Below are 24,094 nucleotides of genomic sequence, written 5' to 3'. Positions count from 1 at the left end.
GAAATGGGTAAATATTTACTCTTTAACTTCTGGCAAATTGAACGGGATCAAATCTACCCGAATCATCAAATGACGTTCCAAGAATATCGCGATTGGCTTGTGGATGAATTTACTCAGACTATTAATTTATAAACTGCTTTAATTTTATCAAAATCTGGTGAAGGACGAGGAAAATGCAAAAAAAGTTATTTCATTGAGAACTCTTAAAAAAAAGGGGATAAACGATATCAATGGTATAGCCCTACATGCCTGGGGAGAATTTTAAAATTTAAAATTTTAATCACTTCCTCTATGGTACACCCCCACATGCGTGGGGAGAATATGGATTGCTGGTGTTGTAGACACACCCTTCATGGTACACCCCCACATGCGTGGGGAGAATTCCGTAGCCTTAAAAACCCCAAAACTATCACGCGGTACACCCCCACATGCGTGGGGAGAATAGATACTTTAAAACTGATGTACATAGACGCAGTGGTACACCCCCACATGCGTGGGGAGAATAATATAATGATCAAATACATTCGGATACATCCTGGTACACCCCCACATGCGTGGGGAGAATTTTTTAACATTTTTTGATAAAAATTATATAAATGGTACACCCCCACATGCGTGGGGAGAATTATTATGATTCCAAGACTTATGAAGCCGTAAATGGTACACCCCCACATGCGTGGGGAGAATGCTAAGGCATTAGCGGATGATCTTGCTACTAAAGGTACACCCCCACATGCGTGGGGAGAATGGGAATCAATAAGTTATGCAACAGAAATGTATCGGTACACCCCCACATGCGTGGGGAGAATCAATGATATGCGCTAAAATGCCAAATTTTGCATGGTACACCCCCACATGCGTGGGGAGAATTAAAACCCAAACTTGTACCATTTGGTAAGTTATGGTACACCCCCACATGCGTGGGGAGAATACACAGCGCTTCTGTATTCGACTCCATCCATATGGTACACCCCCACATGCGTGGGGAGAATTTAAAATCAGCACCCCACAAATATAAAGGTTTTGGTACACCCCCACATGCGTGGGGAGAATTACAACGGGATTCATTCCAAACGGCGCTCGAATGGTACACCCCCACATGCGTGGGGAGAATGTGTAGGGCTTCATCTAGGTATTAGCATTCCGTGGTACACCCCCACATGCGTGGGGAGAATATTGAAGCGGCGTGTCTGATCTCATTTGATAATGGTACACCCCCACATGCGTGGGGAGAATATCATAACTTATACTATTTACAGTTCCTGCGGTGGTACACCCCCACATGCGTGGGGAGAATATATCCAACTCCTTATCTTCTGAATCATGCGCTGGTACACCCCCACATGCGTGGGGAGAATATTTCAATATTTAAATCTTTTCTTTTTGAATTCGGTACACCCCCACATGCGTGGGGAGAATCGCAAAGGTCTGAGCCCACTGTTCTCTGGTCATGGTACACCCCCACATGCGTGGGGAGAATAACTCGACTTATCCTGTGAATCTGTCCAATCTGGGTACACCCCCACATGCGTGGGGAGAATGTTCGTAGTGCTCCATTACTGCTTGGAGCACTTGGTACACCCCCACATGCGTGGGGAGAATTGCTTAGGCCTCCGGTTCTGCCATCGCTCCTTCGGTACACCCCCACATGCGTGGGGAGAATTGTTTTACCGTTCTTTCCGCTTCCTACCCAAATGGTACACCCCCACATGCGTGGGGAGAATGACGTATGTTGCCTCTAAGGCCTTAATCACGTTGGTACACCCCCACATGCGTGGGGAGAATAGATGATCCTTTCAGCCAGTAAACATGACCGATGGTACACCCCCACATGCGTGGGGAGAATGTTCAGGAAGGAATTCAACTTCAACACTCCGATGGTACACCCCCACATGCGTGGGGAGAATATAACAGGCAATCTGGAGCATATTATCATAAGTGGTACACCCCCACATGCGTGGGGAGAATTGAGGAAATTTTTTTTGGAAACTTTACCCATATGGTACACCCCCACATGCGTGGGGAGAATACATTCAATCGTGTTAAAGATATATGTCACAATGGTACACCCCCACATGCGTGGGGAGAATTCTTTTCGGGTCTCTCATTTTTTAACAACCATTGGTACACCCCCACATGCGTGGGGAGAATGTAGATCACCCCTGGTGTTTCCATATAGATTCTGGTACACCCCCACATGCGTGGGGAGAATGTATATTAGAAGTGAAAAATCATGAATCAAACAGGTACACCCCCACATGCGTGGGGAGAATTATAAACACAAAAATAACAAACCAACTACATTTGGTACACCCCCACATGCGTGGGGAGAATTAAAATTGTTGGAAAATGCAAAAAACCTCCAATGGTACACCCCCACATGCGTGGGGAGAATTCCCACTTGATCCCATTGCGGTTCAGGTGGGATGGTACACCCCCACATGCGTGGGGAGAATCGGGAAAACTGAGCAATCTCCTTTTCCCATTCTGGTACACCCCCACATGCGTGGGGAGAATAAGAGTTATTGTTGTCCTATCATCTAAAATCGTGGTACACCCCCACATGCGTGGGGAGAATAGTGGATGGGCGCCAAGCACCCGAGCCGGGTTCGGTACACCCCCACATGCGTGGGGAGAATGGTTGTGTCCATTTAGTTGAATCTACCGATACTGGTACACCCCCACATGCGTGGGGAGAATTTTTTTGGATGAGGGGATTGTTCATATCAGGATGGTACACCCCCACATGCGTGGGGAGAATATTGTACTGTACCCCCTTAGAATATGTAAAAGTGGTACACCCCCACATGTGTGGGGAGAATCATATTGAAAAATTATAATTATTAGAAGGTTCTGGTACACCCCCACATGCGTGGGGAGAATTTACGGCATAACCAACGAGTTAAACGAGTTGACGGTACACCCCCACATGCGTGGGGAGAATGTCTACATATCTACATACAGTTCTACATATATGGTACACCCCCACATGCGTGGGGAGAATAAATTATTTTTTATTTTTATAATAATCGAGGTTGGTACACCCCCACATGCGTGGGGAGAATAGGATAGGTATAAATTTGCGGAGTTCGACCGGTGGTACACCCCCACATGCGTGGGGAGAATTTATAATCTTAGCCAGGAGAAGGCATGAGTTATGGTACACCCCCACATGCGTGGGGAGAATGATATAGCCAGTTAACGAAAGCTTTGGTTGGGTGGTACACCCCCACATGCGTGGGGAGAATGCCGGAATCTTAAAAAACAGAGACTTATATTTTGGTACACCCCCACATGCGTGGGGAGAATAATCTCCTTCCAGCGATGAAGTCGCAAAAACATGGTACACCCCCACATGCGTGGGGAGAATTTAAACCAGACAAATAAAGAACTGCTTCCAAATGGTACACCCCCACATGCGTGGGGAGAATATCACTGAACTCTTCCCTTAATAATTCAATTGTGGTACACCCCCACATGCGTGGGGAGAATGTTTCCTCTAATTAATGCCTTAAAACCGGTTTCGGTACACCCCCACATGCGTGGGGAGAATGTTGCTAAGAGATTGAGTATTTTAACTCTTCCTTGGTACACCCCCACATGCGTGGGGAGAATGTATCACCAACCAGAAATTCTTGATTGAAAAATGGTACACCCCCACATGCGTGGGGAGAATCATGTAAGGATTTTGTAATATTGAAGAGTTTCTGGTACACCCCCACATGCGTGGGGAGAATTGAATATGAAACAGGTATTAAAGTTTGTGAAGTGGTACACCCCCACATGCGTGGGGAGAATACTCCTCCCAATTTGCTCTGGAAGTAGAGTAATGGTACACCCCCACATGCGTGGGGAGAATAGTTAATGGGTGATAAAAAAAATTAATTTTTATGGTACACCCCCACATGCGTGGGGAGAATTTTATGTCCATCTCTAATAACAATCGGGGCATCGGTACACCCCCACATGCGTGGGGAGAATGAGATATGGAAAAGACCATTTCAAACCAGACCTGGTACACCCCCACATGCGTGGGGAGAATAAATAATCAAATTATGGAATTACGACAAGCCCTGGTACACCCCCACATGCGTGGGGAGAATAAGAAACTCTGCAATTTTTTTAGTATCTTCATTGGTACACCCCCACATGCGTGGGGAGAATAACTTTCAACATCATAATACAATTCAGGATGGTGGTACACCCCCACATGCGTGGGGAGAATCCTGTGGGGGGAGGGAGGACATTCGACATGGGTGGTACACCCCCACATGCGTGGGGAGAATCGAGTTTTTTCACTTTAATTTTTGCATTTTGGCGGTACACCCCCACATGCGTGGGGAGAATTTCCTTCCTCCTTTAATGTTTCAACAAACAACATGGTACACCCCCACATGCGTGGGGAGAATTGATGACCCCATTCAGCTTAATTTACGTGAAGCGGTACACCCCCACATGCGTGGGGAGAATTCAGATTCACCTGAGGCGCCAGACCATGCGCCTGGTACACCCCCACATGCGTGGGGAGAATTGTTAAAGGTATACATATAATCTAAAAGTAAACGGTACACCCCCACATGCGTGGGGAGAATGATGACAAACTACAAATACGCGTGGGATCAATTGGTACACCCCCACATGCGTGGGGAGAATTGCCCAAGCCGCTTTGGGCATTTTCCATAGGGTGGTACACCCCCACATGCGTGGGGAGAATTAGGTTTTTTTAAGTAAACTTCTTTTATATTGTGGTACACCCCCACATGCGTGGGGAGAATGGAATGCAGTTGGTGAAGAATTTCTCAAAACATGGTACACCCCCACATGCGTGGGGAGAATTTTTAAATTCTTTGAATTTTTTCACATGCGTTTGGTACACCCCCACATGCGTGGGGAGAATTCCCACTTGATCCCATTGCGGTTCAGGTGGGATGGTACACCCCCACATGCGTGGGGAGAATACGGGTGGGTTTTGAGAAGGCAGGACCATCCCAGGTACACCCCCACATGCGTGGGGAGAATTTTCTTAAACACTTTAGATTACTCCGGGCTGTAGGTACACCCCCACATGCGTGGGGAGAATACAAATGCAGTGAAAGATTCATCACATCTATATGGTACACCCCCACATGCGTGGGGAGAATATTGCTGAGATCCTTCAGGATCGTGATGTATATGGTACACCCCCACATGCGTGGGGAGAATAGAAATATAGGTGATCTATGAATGCCTGATCTTGGTACACCCCCACATGCGTGGGGAGAATCTTTTCCACGTTTCCAATGCTTTCCCTCATCATGGTACACCCCCACATGCGTGGGGAGAATGAGGGGATTATCGTATATGCTTCTAAATCTTCTGGTACACCCCCACATGCGTGGGGAGAATAATATTAAATATTATATGCATAATATAGCATATGGTACACCCCCACATGCGTGGGGAGAATATGATATATTCACCATTACAATACTCAATCCATGGTACACCCCCACATGCGTGGGGAGAATGAAAATGGATTTGAATCTCAACCACGCCGAACCGGTACACCCCCACATGCGTGGGGAGAATACTAATTTTTTTTACCAATTTCTAATTTCGGATAAATTATTGAATGATAGATTTTTTAAGTGATTTCCATCTCCATTGCCTATAATACTCTAAGGAATTCCAACCTTAAATACATTAAGATTAAAAATTACTCATTTATCATTAAAATAAAGATTATTAGGAGATAAAAAACGGAATGACAATTTATTTTAGTAATTAAACTGGAGTAATATCAAATTCATCTTTTTCATGCAAATATAAAAATAATCCTAAAACTATCTTTAAAAGATTGTATCTACCAATTGGAATGATATTCTTATGAATTTGAGTTGTAGTGTCACCTTTAAAAAGTTGATAGTACTCAGAATACTTGGATGAATATTGTTTAGTTAAATTATGATTTTTTAATTTATTAAATCGCTCAATAATCTCCTCAATGCTTGGAAATCGTTCTGAAATATCGATAACATGCGGAAAATCAGGAGATGTCAATTTATTTTCCTTTACTAATAAGGAAAATTGTGAGAGATTCTTTGTTTGATCTACTACAACCAAATGCGAAATATTTTGAAAGTTTCTCCAAAAGTGAAATAGAAGTGCAGCAGCATTTGTGCGCTGTCGAGTCATATTAAACCCTTGTTGAAAAACTAAAGTTGGACATTGGGTTTCAGATGAATGATAAAGATAACATAGCCCAACCACGTCTACATATCCTTCTGTTGCTTTTGGCTTATAATCAGTTGTTTCTAAGCAAAAACTTAAAATCTTATCAGATATCTCTTCAGGATTGGATTTCATGTGGAGATTCCATGAATCTAGGCACATCTCACATATAAATTGAATTTCTTTGATTTCTGAGGGACTCCAAACACGTTCAGGAGGATATTCAAAATAACTCGATTGAGCGGCATAGTTGGAAAAAAATTGATCTTTTTCTAAACGGAGGCTGAATGTGCGGATAACAAAATTTGGAGGTAATTTTTTTGGGACATTCCATGTAATTTTAGATGCCATACTGGGTTTAATATCCAAGCGATTAGCAAAATATGTAAAAGGATTAAATGCATTTGAAGACTTTTTAGTTGATGAAGGATCAGAAGATGTAGATGGGATAGTCATTAGATTGATTCCTTCAAAATTACGTGGAGTTCGGCTGAAATTACCAAAAGTTTTAATTTTATATTTTTGTTCATTGGCTGCAGGTTCGATGAAGATGGCACCCCCTTTAAGGTTACTTTTTTCGAGTTTTTCCCAAAGGAGTTCCCGCACCAATTTTGATAAAGTTCCTATAAAGACGCCTGATTTAATTTCAATCATCCAGCGTGTAATTTCGCCTCGTAAACTTGAAGGGAATTTTTCTGTAATTAAAACGGATAATTTTGCCAAGATAAACGACTCCTTTATTTATTCTTTGAGATATTTATCTGATTGTAATTGACACCGCCCGAAATCAGACCTTCATCAGGATCCCATAGATCTCCAGCTACTGCTTCACCTGTATCTATCTTTAGATCAGAAAGGAGTGATGGAATATCCGAAAATTCATTATTTTTATTATTATTGGTTATATCAAGTATGATATCTATATCTGGAAGAATTCGTTCAATTAAGTGTGTTTGATAAAATAGATCACGGCAAGCAATGCGAATTCGTTGCTCAAGATTTAAGGGGTTTTCAGCTACCATTTGAAATACCATGGGAATTATCAATTCGCCCTTATAGAGGTCACCTATATCAAAAACAAATGATAGTTGTTGTCCAGTATGAATAAATCCCAAAGCAGGCGAATACCCAGCTGATACGATGGCAGCATGACAAAGCCCATATAAACAAGAGTTTGCAATAGAAAGAGCTCTGTTAAGTGGGTCTCCATCATCCCACGATTTAGGATTATATTTTCGACCTTTCCACTCCAATCCTGCATTCTTTGCTGCTTCTTTATAGATTGTTCGCATTCTTGCACCTTCTTTTCCTCGCATTTGCTTGATTGTCATATCAAGAGGGAGAGATTCTTTAAATCGGAGCATATACATTCTTCTTACAACTTCTGTGCGTAATTTTTTATCAGAAACAAGTTTTGCCTGATGAATAATGTGTTTTGCTGATCGTGTTTCTCCAACTCCCAATGCATAAAAGCGGACACCATGTTCTCCAAGCCAACAAACAAGGGTACCATTTCTGGCCAAAGATTGAATTGCGGAATGTGAAATAGCAGTTCCTGGACCAAGGAAAAGTAGAGAGAGATTTGCACATGGAATGGGTGTTTTTCCAAATCTATCAAAAACTGCGATAGCCTTTGCATCTTGTTCAATTTTACAGTGTTCGACATATAAATATGAAAGACCATCACGGAATTTCGGAAGTGTTCTTAAATTTTGGGGCATTTTATTTTCCTCATGGAAGTTTTTTGTTTGTTATTTTTTATTTGTAGATATTAGTTTTTATTATTAGTTTTTGTTATTTGTTTTTATTATTTGTTTTTATTATTTGTTGTAAATTCTGCAGTATTTTTCAATTTTCATCGTGTTTGGTGTATAAGAGAATGGAGAATGTGAACAATGAATGGGAAACTGGAATTTGTAATTTGGAAATTGGAATTTAGAAATTGTAAATTATAGACTGTAGCCAGTATGTTAGTAGTGAGAAAGATTAGGAAAGACTGTTTGATCAAATGAACAACTTTTACTAAAGAGAATTTTAAAAAAGTCTTTTTAAAAATAGAGACGAAATTAATTTTTTATAATTTTTATTAGCTCGCAAAAACACCAATTTTTACGACAAAAACAGAATAACAGAACAACTCAATTTCTATATAATTCCTTTATTATCTTATCGATATTTATGATACTGCACTGAATGAATCAAGGATTTGGATAATGAATTGATTATAGAGAAGAAGATTTTAAGAATTGAAATTAAAAAATGTTAAGTAAAAATAACATATAAAAAATGATTAATAAAAATAAAATCAAAAAATCATAAAATCAAAAAATCAAAAAATCATAAAATCAAAAAATCATAAAATCAAAAAATTAAGAAATCATCAAAAGACCGAAGCCATAAGCCTTAGCAGGTCCAATCCCTTTCTTTAATGAGTTTATAAATATCTCAGGATCTGTGATGATTAAAATACCGTCAAAAATAACTGAGAAGAAGGTCATTTTACTCCGTTTTTGTTTTTTACTATGCGAAGCCTCAGACTTTTTTCCAATTACTTTATATCCAGCAAATTTTCCCTCTGGCATACCGATTGCATTGATTTTACTTAGATCTACTTCATACTCCTCAGAATTATTTTTTGTTTCATCAGATTGTGGTATTTGGGAGAAAATTTGTTCAATAGAAAAGCGGTCTGGATGATAGAGATTTTTCTTTAATTGAACTTCTTGGATTTGAAAGCCATTATTCTCTGCCTTCCTAATTAGCCATTTGATCTGATCTTCTTCCTTATAAAGAGGTTGACGGTGCCCATTTGATTTTTTTCCTTTCAATCGATCTTTTTTGCTCGTTGTACCGACTTTTTTGGTTACATTTGCTTTCAATCGAAAATGAAATCGTTGGCCAGATTTGAATTCGAAGGAATTATAATCAATTTGTTTGACAGCTACAGCAGGATTACTTTCAGATGGATTCCCATTAGTGAAATTTACAACATACTGTGATTTTAAATGACTCCAATTGGGTTTTTCAGATGATTGCACTAATAACATTGGAAAATTTTCTCTTTTCGAAGCTTCCAAATAATATAAAACCTGCAGATTAGAACGGGCAGATTCTGAGTATTGTTGCTTGAATGCTTGCATGATAGTCCTGTGCATATCATGACAGTTACCCAAATCACGACGCACTTTGGGGTTTCTCGGATTAAGAAATAAACGAGAGAGATACATCATCTTATCCAACCTCCGAAGAAATACCATCTTGTGTTGAGGCAATTCCAGGATTCTGGACATATTTTACCTTTACTCTACGCACCCGATACATGCGACTCGGTTGAGAAGTGATCTCATCATACCGTATTTCTTTTCCTGAAAGATCTTCAAGCACACACCGAAGTAATGCTGGTGGATTTTGGCGCGGATCTTTAGCCTTAAAAAGGTGAGATGGGAAGTATGACCGAGGTTCCCATGGAATACGGGCAATGGCATCATCGATGGATGCATAATCCCGAGTTAAAGTTTCAAAAAGTGGACGAGTCGGCACACAACATTTACGCCCTAAATAAAGCTGCCAATGGGGCGATTGAAGTGCAGCTGCAATTTTCTTTAATAGATTTCCATCCCCTTGTAGCACCACCAAAAAGGAAGCATCCTCCAAGTACATTTTTGGGGATAGAATTGTATTGTTTTCTTTTTTTTCTTTGCCATTTGCCAGTAATACTTTTCCTGTAATTGTTTGAAAATCACGTATTATTGCACCTGCATTTTCTGTTCGCACACCCATCAGTAGATGAGTTGATAATTTTTCCAACTCAGGATCAAATCGAGGAATACCTAATGCACAACCGATTAACCCAACAATTCCGCTTTTAGAAGGTTCCGTTCCAGTATCTCGCATATCCCATCGAGATTCGAGCCCCCACGATTGGAGCGGTCCTTCTAACCGCATGACTAACAAAAGGGGGTTTTGCCCAGTAATTTTAATCACCTTGTAAAGCGGTCGTTAATGCTTTGATTAAATCGTTAATACTTTCTTTCTTTTCGAAACCTTCAGGAATAGATGGATCAATATTATTAAAATCACGACCTTCAAACCAATACTGATGAGCGGCTTCGAGATTGAATCGCTTTGAAAGGGTATTTATGTGTTCAATTAATTTTTCAACCGAAACTTCTTCTAAATCCTTCTTACCAAATGGAGAAGCAGGTGAGACGAATGCATTGGCAAAACTGACTGGACATTTCATAGACCGAATCACAACAGCTACCAGTGCAGGTAATTGATGTGCTGCGAATGTATTCTGTTTACCAGATGGAGATGTAAATATAGCGGCTTTTAAAAATGCTTCAATTGTTTTAACCATCAACTTTTTTACTTCTTCATTTTTTCCTTCTTCGAAATTGGATATAAATTGCTCTGTATCAAAGGAGAAATACTTATAGAAGCACGATGAATTAAATTCAATATCTCCCATCATTGCAGAACCTTGATCCTCCATTTCTCCACCGCGATGTTGTAAGTCATCAACTGCTGTGAAGAAATCAAATTCGTTGAAAATTTTATTAGTGGATATGGCATGAGCAACTTGCATTGATGCTTCCTTATCCACAAAAGCCTCAGAAGTGATCATTCGCCCAAAAAGTGAAATATCAGGGGTAATAGGGATAACTCCAATTTTTTTAATTTCGTTTTGGAGATCTTTAGCCTTTTTTTTCTTAAATGCGGCAACATCTTTACTGGACTTTATTGCTTTTTCCATAATATCAGTTACTTTCTCAATATCTGCTTGTGAGAAGAACATTATTTGCTTGGTTTTAAAATCTGTTGTCTCTTTTGCGTCCTTATTTCCAAATCCTGTGGCTTTTTTTGCAGCTTCAACTGCAAATTCTTCAGAGATGCCTCGTTCAAGAAGTTTCTCTTTTATTTTCTCTGGTAAATGGCGGGTGCGTATACCCATACCTGCTTCCTTCATTGCCTCCTTGAATATAGGTGATTTTCGGATGGCATATTTCAAACTTTGACTCGACAAGCGAGCTCGAGGATATCCCCCGAAATTACAGCGTTTGGGGCTCCCTGTATCATCTCGATTGAGATTATTGGGAGCATAATTGTGCAACATATGGATTTCTACTAACATCGTTTTCACATTCTATTTTTTCTTTTTTTTGTTTTTTTTGTTTATTTCGTTTATTTCGTTTCTTTCTTTTTTCTTTTTTTCTTTCTTTTTTCTTTTTTTCTTTCTTTTTTTTTTGTGTGTTTTATCTTTTTCTTTCTTTTTTTTTTGTGTGTTTTATCTATTTCGTTCTTATTTTTTATGAATAATTGTATTTACTGATATTGTTGTTTCTTTTTTTTTAAAAAAATCATTAATTTTTAGCTTTCATTTCCTTTTATTTACTTGATGAGGAAGAACTTGAAGATACTGAAGATTGTGATGCACCATAATAAGCGCGTGCCCAGCTTTTTTGAACAGATCGATTATTAGAATAATCTCGGCTCCAAAAATAAAGATCAGTTAAAAGATTATACCAAGATATTCCAACTTGTTTACTGGCGGCTAAATTGACGCATTGTCGCAAACGATATGAAAATTCCCGAAATGAATCTAGATTACCAAATACTGGGTCAAATGAGCTGGAATCCAGCGAGCAATCCAGTAGGTTTTGAAATCTTAAATCAATACTCCCAGAATCACCAAATTCTTTCTTTGTTTGAGCCATTGTATCACCAAAATTACCCATTCCTGCTTGAGGTTGAAGGGGAAAAAGTGTAGCGATTAAATAATATATTGGCTCTAGTCGGCTATTTTGCTCAGAAAACGGCAAAATTTTGTAAAACGCGGCCATTGCAGGAATTGAATCACCCAAAACAGTTCCTGATGCCCGTTTTAATGCAGCATATTGACCCCTATCGGTTTTTTCCAATTCTTGTAATGCTGTTAAAAAATGGTGAAAAATTTCAGTTTTTTGATGGTTCCTTTCTTTTGAAATTTTTCCATTAATTTCATCTGTTTTTTCAGTTTTTTCCATTTTTTCAGCATCAGAATTGTCCGAATTGGGGGATGTAGATTGAAAATTTTTCAGATTTTCCATTTTCTTTCTCCTTTTCTTTATAAAAAATAATTTGACTTTGGAAATATTATTTACTTTCTGTCAATTCTATTTTGTGTCAATTCTATTTTGTGACAATTTCATTTGACTTAAGACTAATCTACACTATTTCGATTAGGGTTGATTGGGCATTAAACGCTTTTTTATCCCATAAATCCTCGGACGGTAATCAGAACGGACTTTCTCCGCTTTTTTTAAATATTCAGCTGAACCATCAAATGAGTCTAATATAGTCTCTACCACAGAAGTTGCAGTGTCTATCAAAACCTTCCCCCAAATAGGGCGAATTTCTTGCCCAACATCGGGATTATTTATATTTTTTTGAAGATATATTATTATTTTTTCTTCAAAAGGTTGATGTAATTGATTCCAGAAATTTGTTTTTGCTTGCTCTCTAATTAAATTAAATCCTTTAGAATTCCCTTTGGCATCCCGAGGATAAAGATGCTTAAGAGATAAGTTTATGTAATATTCAGCTAATTCAGCAGCATCTAATAATTCTTGAATAATTGCACCTGCATGTTCTGAAAAGGTAATCTCTTTCGGAAGTGATAAGATTGAGCGTCGCCAATTCTTTAATTTGGCTTTATCTGATTCCAATACATATAAATTCAACGATACTCTTTCCAAATCAAGTTCTTCTTCATCTTGATATATATCTTGAAGTTGAGTAATGATTGTAGGGCGGTTGTATCGGATGTGAGTTTTCTCATTTTCATAATCCTTTTCAGACAACAGCATCAATGGGCCGTAGTCACGCCAAAAATCCTTTCCAGGAGTGAAACGGATGGGAAAATAACCCTTTTTTGTCTTTCTATATGCAACATTAGGATCGCGCCAAATATTCGCATCATCTACAAATTTCCAACCAGGTTTAAATACAATCCTATTTATTAATATTTGATTTTCTTCATTTGAATAACTGCATTTTCCCCGCTCTTTCATTGGAATCAACACACAATATCGAGGCATCCATGTTAATCCATGTAGGTAAGAAGTTACCATCTTTTTAGCTTTAGACTCAATATATTTCTCAGAACGCCATGGAACTTCAAAATGACCCGAAGGAAAATCTGTATATCCAGTATATGTATTTAATAGAAGAGTTTGGAACAAATTTTTTCCTTCTATCAATTCATAAATCGGCGGAGTTCCATTAATACTAGGAGAAAAGCCAACACCACCCGCTGTACTAAACGTAGGTAAAGCACATAACGCACGAGCGCAGATTTTGGCGCTAAAAGATAAATCATTTTCAAAACTGTGATTGAAAAAGATAGGATTAATACCAGAAGGTATGTGATGAAAAAGACTACAAACAGATTTTAAATCCTTTTTTTCTATTTCTTTAGGTGACCCTTGATAAAAAGGGTGATTGGGATCAAACAAATCAAACCGGTTTCGAATGGTTTCCAATTCTTTCAGGATATCGTCATCAAATTGCCCTTTTTCGAGAAGATCCTTAATATCATCCACACTGGATAAATTATAAAAATCTAAAATTAGTGCGATAAGAAAACGATACATTCCGAATTCAAACTCAGGAGAAGCATCTTGGATTTGGCGGATCTCATGTGCTTGTTGAAAAACTTCGAGCAAATTAACTTCTCGAGGATTCCCCGAACTGTCCACCACAGGAATCCATGCTTCTTCTAATAAATTATAATGTACATCGGGAATTTCTATTACCATTTTTATTCACTGAATTTTGTTATATATAATAAAAAAAACGATATTACATATTAATCATAATTTGTTAGCATAATTACCTGATTATCTTAAGAATTGACTCAATAGTACTATTGAGTTGAGTTCCATGGTATTGTCTATTATTTTTCAATTCATTTCATTCCTAATTCATTATATTACTAACGAATTTATTTACTGATTGTCATATCATTTTGATTTAATAATAGTAACTCCTTTTTTTTTTGAATATTTAAGCTTTATACCCATTCCATTTTTTTTAACACCTTCCCAAAATTCGTAATATGAAATGTCAAATTCATCATTTACACTGGGCTTTACAAATACTAAGAAATAGCCATACATCCATTTTGGAGCAAGGCAGATAGGTTGATAACCTGCTTTCGGGGTTGAATTTTCAATTATTGAATAACGAATTGAAACAGAACGCATTAAAAATTCCTTTTTCCACTTATTTGGAATTATTTTGTCATCTTTCTTTTTCTGGTAGTAAGAATCAAGTCGACTTCCTTCTTTGATTAAAATAATGGAACAATTATCCGTAATCAAGCGTGTTTTTGCTTTAAATGCAGAATTACCATCGTGTTCTTCTCCCTCTTCAAAAGCTTTCTGATATGTTTCTGCATAACGGTAGGTTTTACTAATTGGGGGAGGAATTAGATACTGGAGTGTTTTTTGGCTCGATTCTTCTTCGTTTTGATTATATTTTTTGAATAAGGCATCCAACTCATCAACAGCAGATGATAAATAAGCAGGTTTTCTCCCTCGTGGAGGAGGAGGAAATGAAACTAATGGTTGATATACCCGTTCAACCAATTCCCGCAAATCTCGGGGAAATTCTACACAAATTCGGTAAAGATCTTGAAAAGAAGCGTTTTGTGTAGATTTTTTTTGTGAAAATGTGTTTTGAGATGAATGTGTTAAAGCATCTAGTATAATTTGAGTGCGAACTAAAAGATATGGAGAATAGATATATTTTGAATTTCCAGTAATTTCCAGGATTTTTTTCTTTGAATTTTGCGAATTAGTTAAGGTTGGCATTTCAAGAGGTTCAATAGTGTTCTTTTTTTCATTAGACTCACTCAACTCACTCAACTTGCTCAACCAAGAACTTGAATCAGTGATTGATCCAGAATAGAAAAATGTAGATAAATAACTTGGTTGATTTTGAGGCGGAAACGTGGCACCAAAAATAAATACTGTTGGATTGGGAAATACCTTTGAAGTAGGACGGTATTCACGAGAATGCCGCCACACTCTCCCCATCCTTTGAACGAGTAAATCGATGGGGGCCAATTCTGTAAACATTAGGTCAAAATCTAAATCCAAGCTCTGTTCTACCACTTGAGTTGCTACCAAAATCGTATTAGCAGGACGAGCTTGATATTTAGAAGAATATTTGGAGAGAAGACTGTTTTTTCCAAAATATTTTTTCACAAGATTTTCAATGGATTCTCGATCTTCAACTGTATATCGACTATGAAAAAGTAAAACTTGTGTATTATTTGGAACCCAATCTTCCCGGAGAGGCGAATTTTTACTTAAAACAATTTCTAACTTTCTGAATAATTCTTGTGCCATGGACACTGTGTTTACCAACACACATTGGCAACCAAAATCTCTTTCTTTACCTTCATTGTCCGAACTTTGGGTTTGTGTTTTAAGTATTTGATATATGGTATTCACAATAATGGAGCCCATTCGATCAGTATTTCCTTCAGTGCCGGGTAAATTGTAAATGTGATATTTTTTTTGAGAACTACAAGATGTTTTTTCCATTGTTTCAATACCAATATTTCCTAAACGATCTACAAATGAGATCATAGGATAAGACTCAACTCGCAATTCAGAACCTGTTTCTGCTATTTTGAGTTCTTCGAGCTCATTATTCGATAATACTGATTGAGATCTTGATGTAATATCAGAGGATTTTGTTGATATCGTTGGTTTTTTCAATGTCATTGATTCATTTAATCTCGTTTGCCTTTTTGATGTCGTTTGCTTTATCTTTTCTCTTGATTCTGGAGATATTTCCAATTTACTCCTTCTAGTGCTAATAGAATTTGAAAACTTTAAACTATCAAGAACCCCATATTTTTGCTTCGCTTCGAGATAATGTGAAAAAATATGCTGCTTTCTCTTCTCTGGAAGTGTTGCTGATAATAAAATAACAGGAATATCCAAGATCGAAGCCCATTCTAACAATCGATCAAAAATTTCCATCATATAAGCATCATATGCATGCACTTCATCCAGTATCAGAATTTTATTGGTTAACCCTAACAAACGAAGAAATCCAAATTTTACATTTAATACTGCCATTAAGGCTTGATCAATGGTTCCTACTGCAAACGGGCTTAACAAAGCGCGCCGTTTAGCCTCAAACCACTTAAATGCATCGAAATATTCTTGTATTTCTGCCTTATATTCGGGTTCAATGAATCCAAATACTTCAGATTTATCCATAGTCAATTTATCCACAACCCAAGCACGACCATGAACTAATTGAGTGTTAAATGGAAAAAATGAGCCAAATATCCCTAAAAACTCTTGAATACGTTTAAACATCTGATTAGAAGTAGCTGTTGTGGGTAAAGCAACATAGAAACCAGTAGAATGCTGCTGTTGCATAATTTTACTTGCAATTGTCAAAGCAGCTTCAGTTTTTCCATCACCCATCATGGCTTCTAAGATAACTACTTTTTCCTGTCCAGTTAACCGATTGGCTAATTCTTGAATAGAATATAAATTTGTAAAATTAAACTGTGCAAACAGCGATTGTAATGAGATATTTTCTGGTAAAAAAGTCCTTAAATTTGAATTAAATCCCATTTTTTGCAGAACATTTCTTGCCAACATGCGTGATGATTCAATATGCAGGGAAAGAATATCAGAAAGATCTCCTTCTGAGGGAATTTGATTAAGACTTTGCCAATGAAACAATTTCTCATTTGATGCCAGCCAATCTGACAATACTAATAGACTTTGCAGAGAAATCCCCACAATACTGGCATGATTGATCTGTAAATTCCTCCATTTATCAGGATGACAATTTAAAATTTCAAGAAATAGATTCCAAATCCTTTCACGAATTGGTTTCCATTCTTTCTTTATCATGGGATGCTCTGAACTATTTTGATCATCAAAACGACCATGATGACCCAAGATAACTTTTCGAATTATCGTTTTTACACGGCGCGGAATTTTATAAGAAGAAGCTAAATCATCAAAAATTTTCATCCCAAGCCCTGGATGATTGCTTTTCTCAGGCGTGAATTTTATTGGAAAACCATAACGTTCCAAAGCGTTGACAATAATATTTCCACCACGATTTTGAAAATGTGGCGAAATTTTGCCCATATCATGCATAGCCAAAATAAACCAGATAAAAGATTGCACTTCATTTGAGTTAGGCGTTGGTTTAGAATCATCTGTAATTTTAATTAATTCCCAGATCTTACTAAAAACACCATGAAAGGCTGGCGTCTTTGCTAATTCTTGCCCAACGACCATTACATCAGCCATGTGATATACCACAGGATAAAAGTCTTCCAAAGAATTCGGAGTTTTAGTAGTGGTCTTCCCCCAAAGGCAAAGAAATTTACCAGGGCTTATGTCACTGATCATTTTGTTTCACTTGGATTTTCTTTTACATTTAAAGATCTTTCACATCTTTTTAAGTACATCGGTTATCACATTCATTATAAGAAATCTTTTTTACTGATAGTCCATGAAAACAGTTCTCAAGCATTCGACAAAAAGATGATCTTCTAAAATATAAGCATAATTTAGTTTTTACATCAATAAGAATAAATAAAAGAGATATATTGAACATAATATGCGGTGAAAACCCATAGCATACATAATTTTTTTCAAATTGGTGCATGTTATCCAGAATTTAATAAGATTTTATTTTTCATAAACCTTATGATATCTATCTGAAAAGCTTTTTAGGTTCCACTCACTCGACATGAGCAAAATGGTAAATAAGTGATATTTTAGCGATATTGTGCTATTCTTGGATTCGAGGTGTCTCAATTCACCATGCATGTGAGAAATTAAACCACTGGGCCCAAAATTATCTATATTTTTCCCCTCAAAAATATGCTGATAGTAGATTTTCACGCGCTTTCCCTCATAAAACTACTATGAATGATTAGTTACGCACTCAAAATATCTTGAATTTGGAGGATATTTATCACATCGTGTTTAAAAAGATGATTTGGATGGTATTTCTTTCTAATCTCAAAATGCATCCAGTTGTTCTTGAATTCAATTTAACCTATCTCAGTTATTGAGGAAAACGCAGAGATTTAATGATTAAAAGTAGTAAAATAGTGAAAGGAACCGGAAAAATCCGTCATTATCATGGCGCCATGATTCATGAACTATACAAATCTCTCTATATCAGCTGCCTTCATGTGGTTAAAGGCAAATCTAGAATCCTATTTGTGCTTGATATTGCAAATTGATTATTAAATTTAGGTCTTAAAATCAAAATTTGTATGATTGTTCGTCAATATTATCGCCAAAATATCCTAAAATCATTTAAAAACAGAGATATTCTTGTAATTACGCATGCAAAAAACAACAAACAACTCAAAAAAGCAAAAAGAGAATACATTTTGGGAAATAGAGGGAGAATTCAAATTTTTACAATAAGAACTAAGAATAAAACGAACCGAAAACGAAAATTGACGCGTTGTTGGGTTCATTTATTTCCTCGAAAATAACAGCGAATATATGACTTGAAAACTGACAATCGACAAGGACAACAAAGTTTAGACAAAGTATGCGAACAATTATTGGGATTAATTGCAGCTATTGTACCACAATATCGCTCAAAATCTTTCGTGTACCTATAAAACGATATTGCAAAATGGGATGGCAAATTGAGACCGTGTTTCGTGATATAGATATCCACAAAGGACTATGGCGGTCAAACGATGATGGGACACGGCTTTTTGCTGAAATGGGCAAATATTTACTCTTTAACTTCTGGCAAATTGAACGGGATCAAATCTACCCAAATCACCAAATGACGTTCCAAGAATATCGCGATTGGTTTGTAGATGAATTTACTCAGACTATTAATTTATAACCTGGGCCAGCTAATGCATGTGCAGCTGTTCCAGCATCCAAGTAGATGAATTTACTCAGACTATTAATTTATAACCTGCGTTAATTTTATCAAAATCTGGTAGGGGACGAGGAAAATGTAAAAAAAGTTATTTCATTGAGAACTCAAAAAAAAAGGAGTTAATAAAAAATAAATACGTTCATTAATCTTTAGATATTTATAAAATATCTTTAATTTTATTAACAATATCGATTCCATAAAGAGGATGGTATAATCCAGTCTCACATAAGGGAATATAACAAATATTTGCTTTATTTTTTAATTTTCCCTTTATTTTTTCATAATCTTTGTGATAGATAGGTACAAAAAATTGTCGTAATTTCCTTAATTGATTTAAAACATCTATTTTTCTTTGCATTCTTTCTTTAAAATTACGATTTTTTGCTTTATATAAATCATTAATCTTATTACAATAATCTTGGAATAACATTTTTGTATTTTCATCCAATATTATAAGAATGTCATGTTTAATGTATTCTTTAGGAATTAATTCAAAATCTTGAATATATAAAATTTCGTTTCTTTTTCCTAAGTTTCGATTTCGGCTGTATGCTAAATTCAATAATATAGACACTTTAGAATCTCTCAATTCTGAATTCGAACTAATTAATTCTTTTATAGAATTAAAATAAGCCTTTGATAAGGGAAGAAAGACATTTTCAGACCAAGGTAGTTTTTGTATTTTTTTTTCTTCTTCTAAAATGGATTTTGTTGCTGTAAGAAGATTATCATTGTATATGTAACTGCAGTAAGGACGATTCTTGTGGGCAGGATTTTTCCAGTAATTTATTTCAACATTACCACGATGAAATGAATCATTTTTAGCATTGCGATTACATCTACCTGAGACTTGAATCAAAGAATCAAGAGGTGCAAAATCTCGTATTATCAATTCAGCATCAATATCCACACCTGCTTCAATAACTTGTGTACTTACTGTTATAGAGTGAATTTTTAATTGATTTATTAGTGATAAAAGTTGGATTCTGATTTTACGCTGATGTGGAATAATCATACTTGAAAGATAGACAATTATCGATTTATTTTTATAATTCGATAAAATTGAGATAATTTTTTCTCTATTTCCCTTTTTAATCAAAAAATTCTCATTAAAATTAATTTTAACCTCTTCTTTTATTCGCGATTCGATTTCATTAATTGGAACTGCATTTTCGAGAGTATTTAGAAGAAATTTTACAATTTGCAAAGAAGTTCGAATGGTATTTGCCACAAAAATTGTACTTTTTTGCTTTAACCTATTAATATCCATCTTATTTAGATAATTGGAAAGATAATTAACACCATTGAATGAATATATGAAATTGATTCGATTTAAAAAGGGTGATTTAAAATAATATTCTATTTTTGGGTTTATTTCAAGAATTTCACCTTTCTCCATAATAGCTGGTTGTGTTGCAGTTAGAAAAATTACTCTAAGATTGAAGAACTTTGACATAGTAAGCAGAATATATCTTAAAGGAATCCAGTAATCAGGAGGAAATGCTTGAATTTCATCAAATATTAAAATACTATTTGTTAATCTATGAAACTTTTTTAATTGTCGATTTTGATATCCAAACAATGTATAAAATACTTGATAAAAAGTAGTAACTATTATTTCAGAATTCCAAGACTCAGTCAAAAGTAAGGCTTGATCATTAGGAAGTTCATTGTCATTTGTTTTATATAGTATTTCAGATAAATGATGGATCTTTAGTAAATATTCATGCTGATTTGATTGAAAATCAAGAATAGAGATTTGTAGAATTTTTTCTATTTCTAGATAATTTTGATCAATAATGCTTGTAAAAGGTAAACAATATATAATTCTTGGAGAAAATTCTTCTATATTATTATTATTAATTGCAGACCTATTATTTGAGATTTTGCAATTATTTAAGGTCTTTAAGCGCGCTCTTAACTTTAATGCAAAAGATAAGACAGTAAAGGTTTTACCAATGCCAGTAGGGGCAGTAAGTGAAAATATTCTTTGTTTGTAAAGTTCATCATCATTTAATTGTGTTAAAGAATTTAAAGAATCACAATAAAATTCTTCTCTAAATTTATCAAAATTCGAGCTAACTTTATCCCCAAAAAGATATTTTTTATATTCATCTACAGCATTATCGGGGATTTCTCTTCGTGTTATTGAATAAGTAGAAATGCCCGCAGCAATCAATTTATCTGAATCAATTAAAGAAGAGAATATAAAATTCAAAAGAGAATAATTGAAAAGAATAAGTTCTTGTGTTATTTTCGATGATTTTTTCATATTTCTGAGATATTTTTTAAACTTTATACGTAAGCTTTTAATTATAACTCTAATTTTCTCATGAGAATCAATTTTTCTTAAAGCATTTTCAATTTCATTTATAAAATCCTCTTTATGATTATATAAACAAGGAACTGTTTCTTGGAATTGAATAAGAATTCTGTGATAAAGATCTTTAATTTGTGAAATTCTTTCTTTTTTCATCAAATCTTTTGCAATATACTCGAATTCATTAGCTTCATGCTGTTGTATGACCATATCATCATCTAATTCAGTTAAAATGGATTGAAGGTTAGAATGATGACGTCTTATGGTGATAAATGCGATAATGATTAGGATTTGATAATCGAAATTATCGGTCATACATTGTGATTTTTGCTTTACAATATTTTTCTTTATTTCCTCTAAATTAAGAAACCATTCTACGAAATGTGCCCCAACAAATGCACTTATTGGTGAATGATGAGAATACTGAATTTTCTGATTTTTATTAAGATGAACTTGAAAATAAGAAGAACATTTTCCAAAATCATGGAAAATTCCAATAATAAAACTAAAAATTCTAGCAATTTCAATACTGATTGGAAAATTAGAAAAATCAATTTGTTGTAGATTTTTATCCATTTGAAGAGTAACTTGCGAAAGATGATCTTCAAGCTTTATATTTGGATGAGAATATAGTCGAGTCTCCAATTTTATCCAACTTTTATAATAGTTTTATATATAATTATTGAAAAAAGGGTTTCAAAAGGAATTTTTGAAAGATTTTTTGGTAAATAAATCAAAACATTAAAGAATTATTCTTTATTTTATAATCGACAAATTACAGATTGCTGGTTAGAATTGAATAGAATCTTGAAAAATTGATTCTCTCTATTCACTTTGATTCGTAAAGATCCACCTGAAAGATAAAAGTAGGTCATCATTGGTCCAGGAATACGCCCGCTTTCAAAAAAATAGCGCATATATTCAGGAAATATTTTGAAATTTTCAGGTTTAGTTATGATCTCATATCGATCGGAACGAAATACTGAATTTATCTCAATTTCATGATCAAGTTGGATTTTTTCTAGAGTACCTTCACCAATAAATTCAAAATCAGCAAGCATTTCTGATAAACCTAAACTTGGTGGATATACCGCTTGGTGATTCTGCAATAATTTTTTTAAATTCTCATAAATTTCTTTATCAAAATGAGAAAAATAAATACGATAACGAAACTCATCGTCATTTAAAGGTAAAATAATTTCTACAGGAATTTGGGTATAACCACCTAATGTATATTTCAAATAGTTCAATGTGAACAATTCTTTTCGTAAAGGGGTTAAGATCTGAAGCCCTATAAAAGTATTTTGATACTTAAAGATTTCATAATATGAATCCCGTTCTAATCCTAATATCGCCGCTAAAATACCATGTATTGTTGTTGGAGGGGGAAAATGATAAGATAGAGAAGTAGAATTAGTTTGCAGATTTCTAAAATGAGCCATTTTTCCAATTAAATCAAAAATTAAAACTTTCTGTGGAATGAAACAATCTTTATATTGAATTATATTCTGGAGTAATTCTTCTTGCGGGAGATTTTGCTTTTTTTCTGTCATTATTACTAGACACTCCTATTTTTAAGAATTATTTAAAAAAAAGCAAATTATTATTCTATTTTAAGATCTTCGAATAAACTTGCTTGTTTAAAATTACATTTATCGAACTTTACAGACTTATCTGCCCAATATACTATCTTTTCGATTTTATTTTTATTTTCATCAATAACTTCATCTAATTTGCTGAAATCGAATTTTACATCATCGATTTTCCGTAATCCTTTTGGATTCTTAATTTTGATATATCGACGTAAATCTCCTATAAAATCAAATTCAGTTTTATAAATAATCCGTAAATATAATCGTGGAAATTGCCCAATCTTACTTCTAGTGGCCATCAATGGGATGCATTTCACGATGGATTTATCAAATAACTTAATATCTTCCTCTGTCAATGTAGTATGTTGAGCCCGTTTTGCACTGAGAATTCCATAAAAACCCAGGAGAGAATAATAAATTCGATAATCGGTTCCCATTGTTCCTTGCGATCCTTCTCCTGAAGAAAAATGACTAGTAATCCCCGTAGTATCTACAAATTCAACTTGATTGAAAGATGTCCCCCAGGTAAATTGCAAAGGCCCAATCACTTGAATAGATGATCCACCACCTTCAGCTTTTATCGGAATAGTTGCACCAAATAATCTGATATCAATAAATCTTCTCTGAACATCTTTATAGGTTAAATCATTTAATTTCTTTTTTTTAGCTTCTTTGAGATTTACTTCTTTTTTTGGGTTTGCATCCCTCCAAAGCATAAATTTCAATCGATCAGAGGCATTTAACACGATACCTTCAGGATTAGTTACATAAATCTCCCTTTTTTCATATTTTTCTAAGTAGTCACGAATATATCGCTTCAACCTGACATCAGTAACGATATTAGTAGAAGTTGCAATATCCATTCGAGGTTTGTTTTCATTATCAGGATCCCCGTTAGGATTTGTCATTTCAGCATCATAAATGAAGAGAATTTCCTCATTTGATTTAATCAATTTTTTAGATTCACTCTTTGCGGACATATATTTCAACCTTTTTTTGCTGTTTGTTTTTAAAAAAA

14 protein-coding genes and 1 CRISPR repeat array are annotated in these 24,094 nt (G+C 35.4%); of the genes, 3 read left to right on the top strand and 11 right to left on the bottom strand.

Annotated elements, in window-relative coordinates; all coding sequences use genetic code 11:
* Positions 1-231: 231 nt before the first annotated feature.
* Positions 232-5,568: direct repeats of the CRISPR family, unit length 29 nt; unit sequence TGGTACACCCCCACATGCGTGGGGAGAAT.
* Positions 5,569-5,763: 195 nt separating this feature from the next.
* From cas2e to ACXLDF_RS04910, 8 genes are all read right to left on the bottom strand, one after another.
* Positions 5,764-6,933 carry a type I-E CRISPR-associated endoribonuclease Cas2e gene (cas2e, locus tag ACXLDF_RS04945; protein ID WP_457557388.1) on the bottom strand — a complete coding sequence of 390 codons (1,170 nt, stop codon included), beginning with the start codon at positions 6,931-6,933 and terminating at the stop codon, positions 5,764-5,766.
* 14 nt (positions 6,934-6,947) lie between these two features.
* Positions 6,948-7,931 (bottom strand): type I-E CRISPR-associated endonuclease Cas1e, encoded by a 984-nt coding sequence (gene cas1e, locus ACXLDF_RS04940; RefSeq protein WP_457557387.1) that lies wholly within the window; start codon positions 7,929-7,931, stop codon positions 6,948-6,950.
* A gap of 648 nt (positions 7,932-8,579) precedes the next feature.
* Entirely contained in the window at positions 8,580-9,440 is an 861-nt protein-coding gene (gene cas6e, locus ACXLDF_RS04935) for a type I-E CRISPR-associated protein Cas6/Cse3/CasE (protein ID WP_457557386.1), read from the bottom strand.
* A 1-nt stretch (position 9,441) separates the two neighbouring features.
* Positions 9,442-10,194, bottom strand: coding sequence for a type I-E CRISPR-associated protein Cas5/CasD (gene cas5e / locus ACXLDF_RS04930; RefSeq protein WP_457557385.1), 753 nt, complete (start codon positions 10,192-10,194; stop codon positions 9,442-9,444).
* Entirely contained in the window at positions 10,187-11,344 is a 1,158-nt protein-coding gene (cas7e, locus tag ACXLDF_RS04925) for a type I-E CRISPR-associated protein Cas7/Cse4/CasC (RefSeq protein ID WP_457557384.1), read from the bottom strand. The genes cas5e and cas7e overlap by 8 nt, the downstream gene beginning before the upstream one ends.
* A 253-nt stretch (positions 11,345-11,597) precedes the next feature.
* The gene (gene casB, locus ACXLDF_RS04920; protein WP_457557383.1) at positions 11,598-12,299 is read right to left on the bottom strand and encodes a type I-E CRISPR-associated protein Cse2/CasB; all 702 of its coding nucleotides are present in this window, start codon (positions 12,297-12,299) and stop codon (positions 11,598-11,600) included.
* A 132-nt stretch (positions 12,300-12,431) separates the two neighbouring features.
* The gene (casA, locus tag ACXLDF_RS04915) at positions 12,432-14,009 is read right to left on the bottom strand and encodes a type I-E CRISPR-associated protein Cse1/CasA (RefSeq protein ID WP_457557382.1); all 1,578 of its coding nucleotides are present in this window, start codon (positions 14,007-14,009) and stop codon (positions 12,432-12,434) included.
* Between the two features lie 204 nt (positions 14,010-14,213).
* A complete protein-coding gene (locus ACXLDF_RS04910; RefSeq protein ID WP_457557381.1) occupies positions 14,214-17,651 on the bottom strand; it encodes a CRISPR-associated endonuclease Cas3'' in 3,438 nt (1,145 codons plus the stop codon).
* Between the two features lie 689 nt (positions 17,652-18,340).
* Between ACXLDF_RS04910 and ACXLDF_RS04905 the strand changes: the two genes are divergently transcribed.
* From ACXLDF_RS04905 to ACXLDF_RS04895, 3 genes are all read left to right on the top strand, one after another.
* Positions 18,341-18,496 (top strand): hypothetical protein, encoded by a 156-nt coding sequence (locus ACXLDF_RS04905; protein ID WP_457557380.1) that lies wholly within the window; start codon positions 18,341-18,343, stop codon positions 18,494-18,496.
* 33 nt (positions 18,497-18,529) lie between these two features.
* Positions 18,530-18,757 (top strand): hypothetical protein, encoded by a 228-nt coding sequence (locus tag ACXLDF_RS04900; protein WP_457557379.1) that lies wholly within the window; start codon positions 18,530-18,532, stop codon positions 18,755-18,757.
* Between the two features lie 146 nt (positions 18,758-18,903).
* The gene (locus ACXLDF_RS04895) at positions 18,904-19,125 is read left to right on the top strand and encodes a hypothetical protein (RefSeq protein ID WP_457557378.1); all 222 of its coding nucleotides are present in this window, start codon (positions 18,904-18,906) and stop codon (positions 19,123-19,125) included.
* A gap of 196 nt (positions 19,126-19,321) precedes the next feature.
* On the opposite strand, the gene ACXLDF_RS04890 is transcribed toward ACXLDF_RS04895, so the two are convergent.
* The 3 genes from ACXLDF_RS04890 to cas7b form a co-directional block, all read right to left on the bottom strand.
* Positions 19,322-22,129 carry a CRISPR-associated endonuclease Cas3'' gene (locus ACXLDF_RS04890; RefSeq protein ID WP_457557377.1) on the bottom strand — a complete coding sequence of 936 codons (2,808 nt, stop codon included), beginning with the start codon at positions 22,127-22,129 and terminating at the stop codon, positions 19,322-19,324.
* A gap of 116 nt (positions 22,130-22,245) precedes the next feature.
* Positions 22,246-23,037: a type I-B CRISPR-associated protein Cas5b gene (cas5b, locus tag ACXLDF_RS04885; RefSeq protein ID WP_457557376.1), complete on the bottom strand. Its 792-nt coding sequence runs from the start codon at positions 23,035-23,037 to the stop codon at positions 22,246-22,248.
* Between the two features lie 50 nt (positions 23,038-23,087).
* Positions 23,088-24,056, bottom strand: coding sequence for a type I-B CRISPR-associated protein Cas7/Csh2 (gene cas7b / locus ACXLDF_RS04880; RefSeq protein ID WP_457557375.1), 969 nt, complete (start codon positions 24,054-24,056; stop codon positions 23,088-23,090).
* Positions 24,057-24,094 lie beyond the last annotated feature (38 nt).

Source organism: Candidatus Harpocratesius sp. (assembly GCF_054039255.1).
Note: the sequence above shows the minus strand (reverse complement) of the source record. Positions and strands in the feature narration are given on the sequence as shown.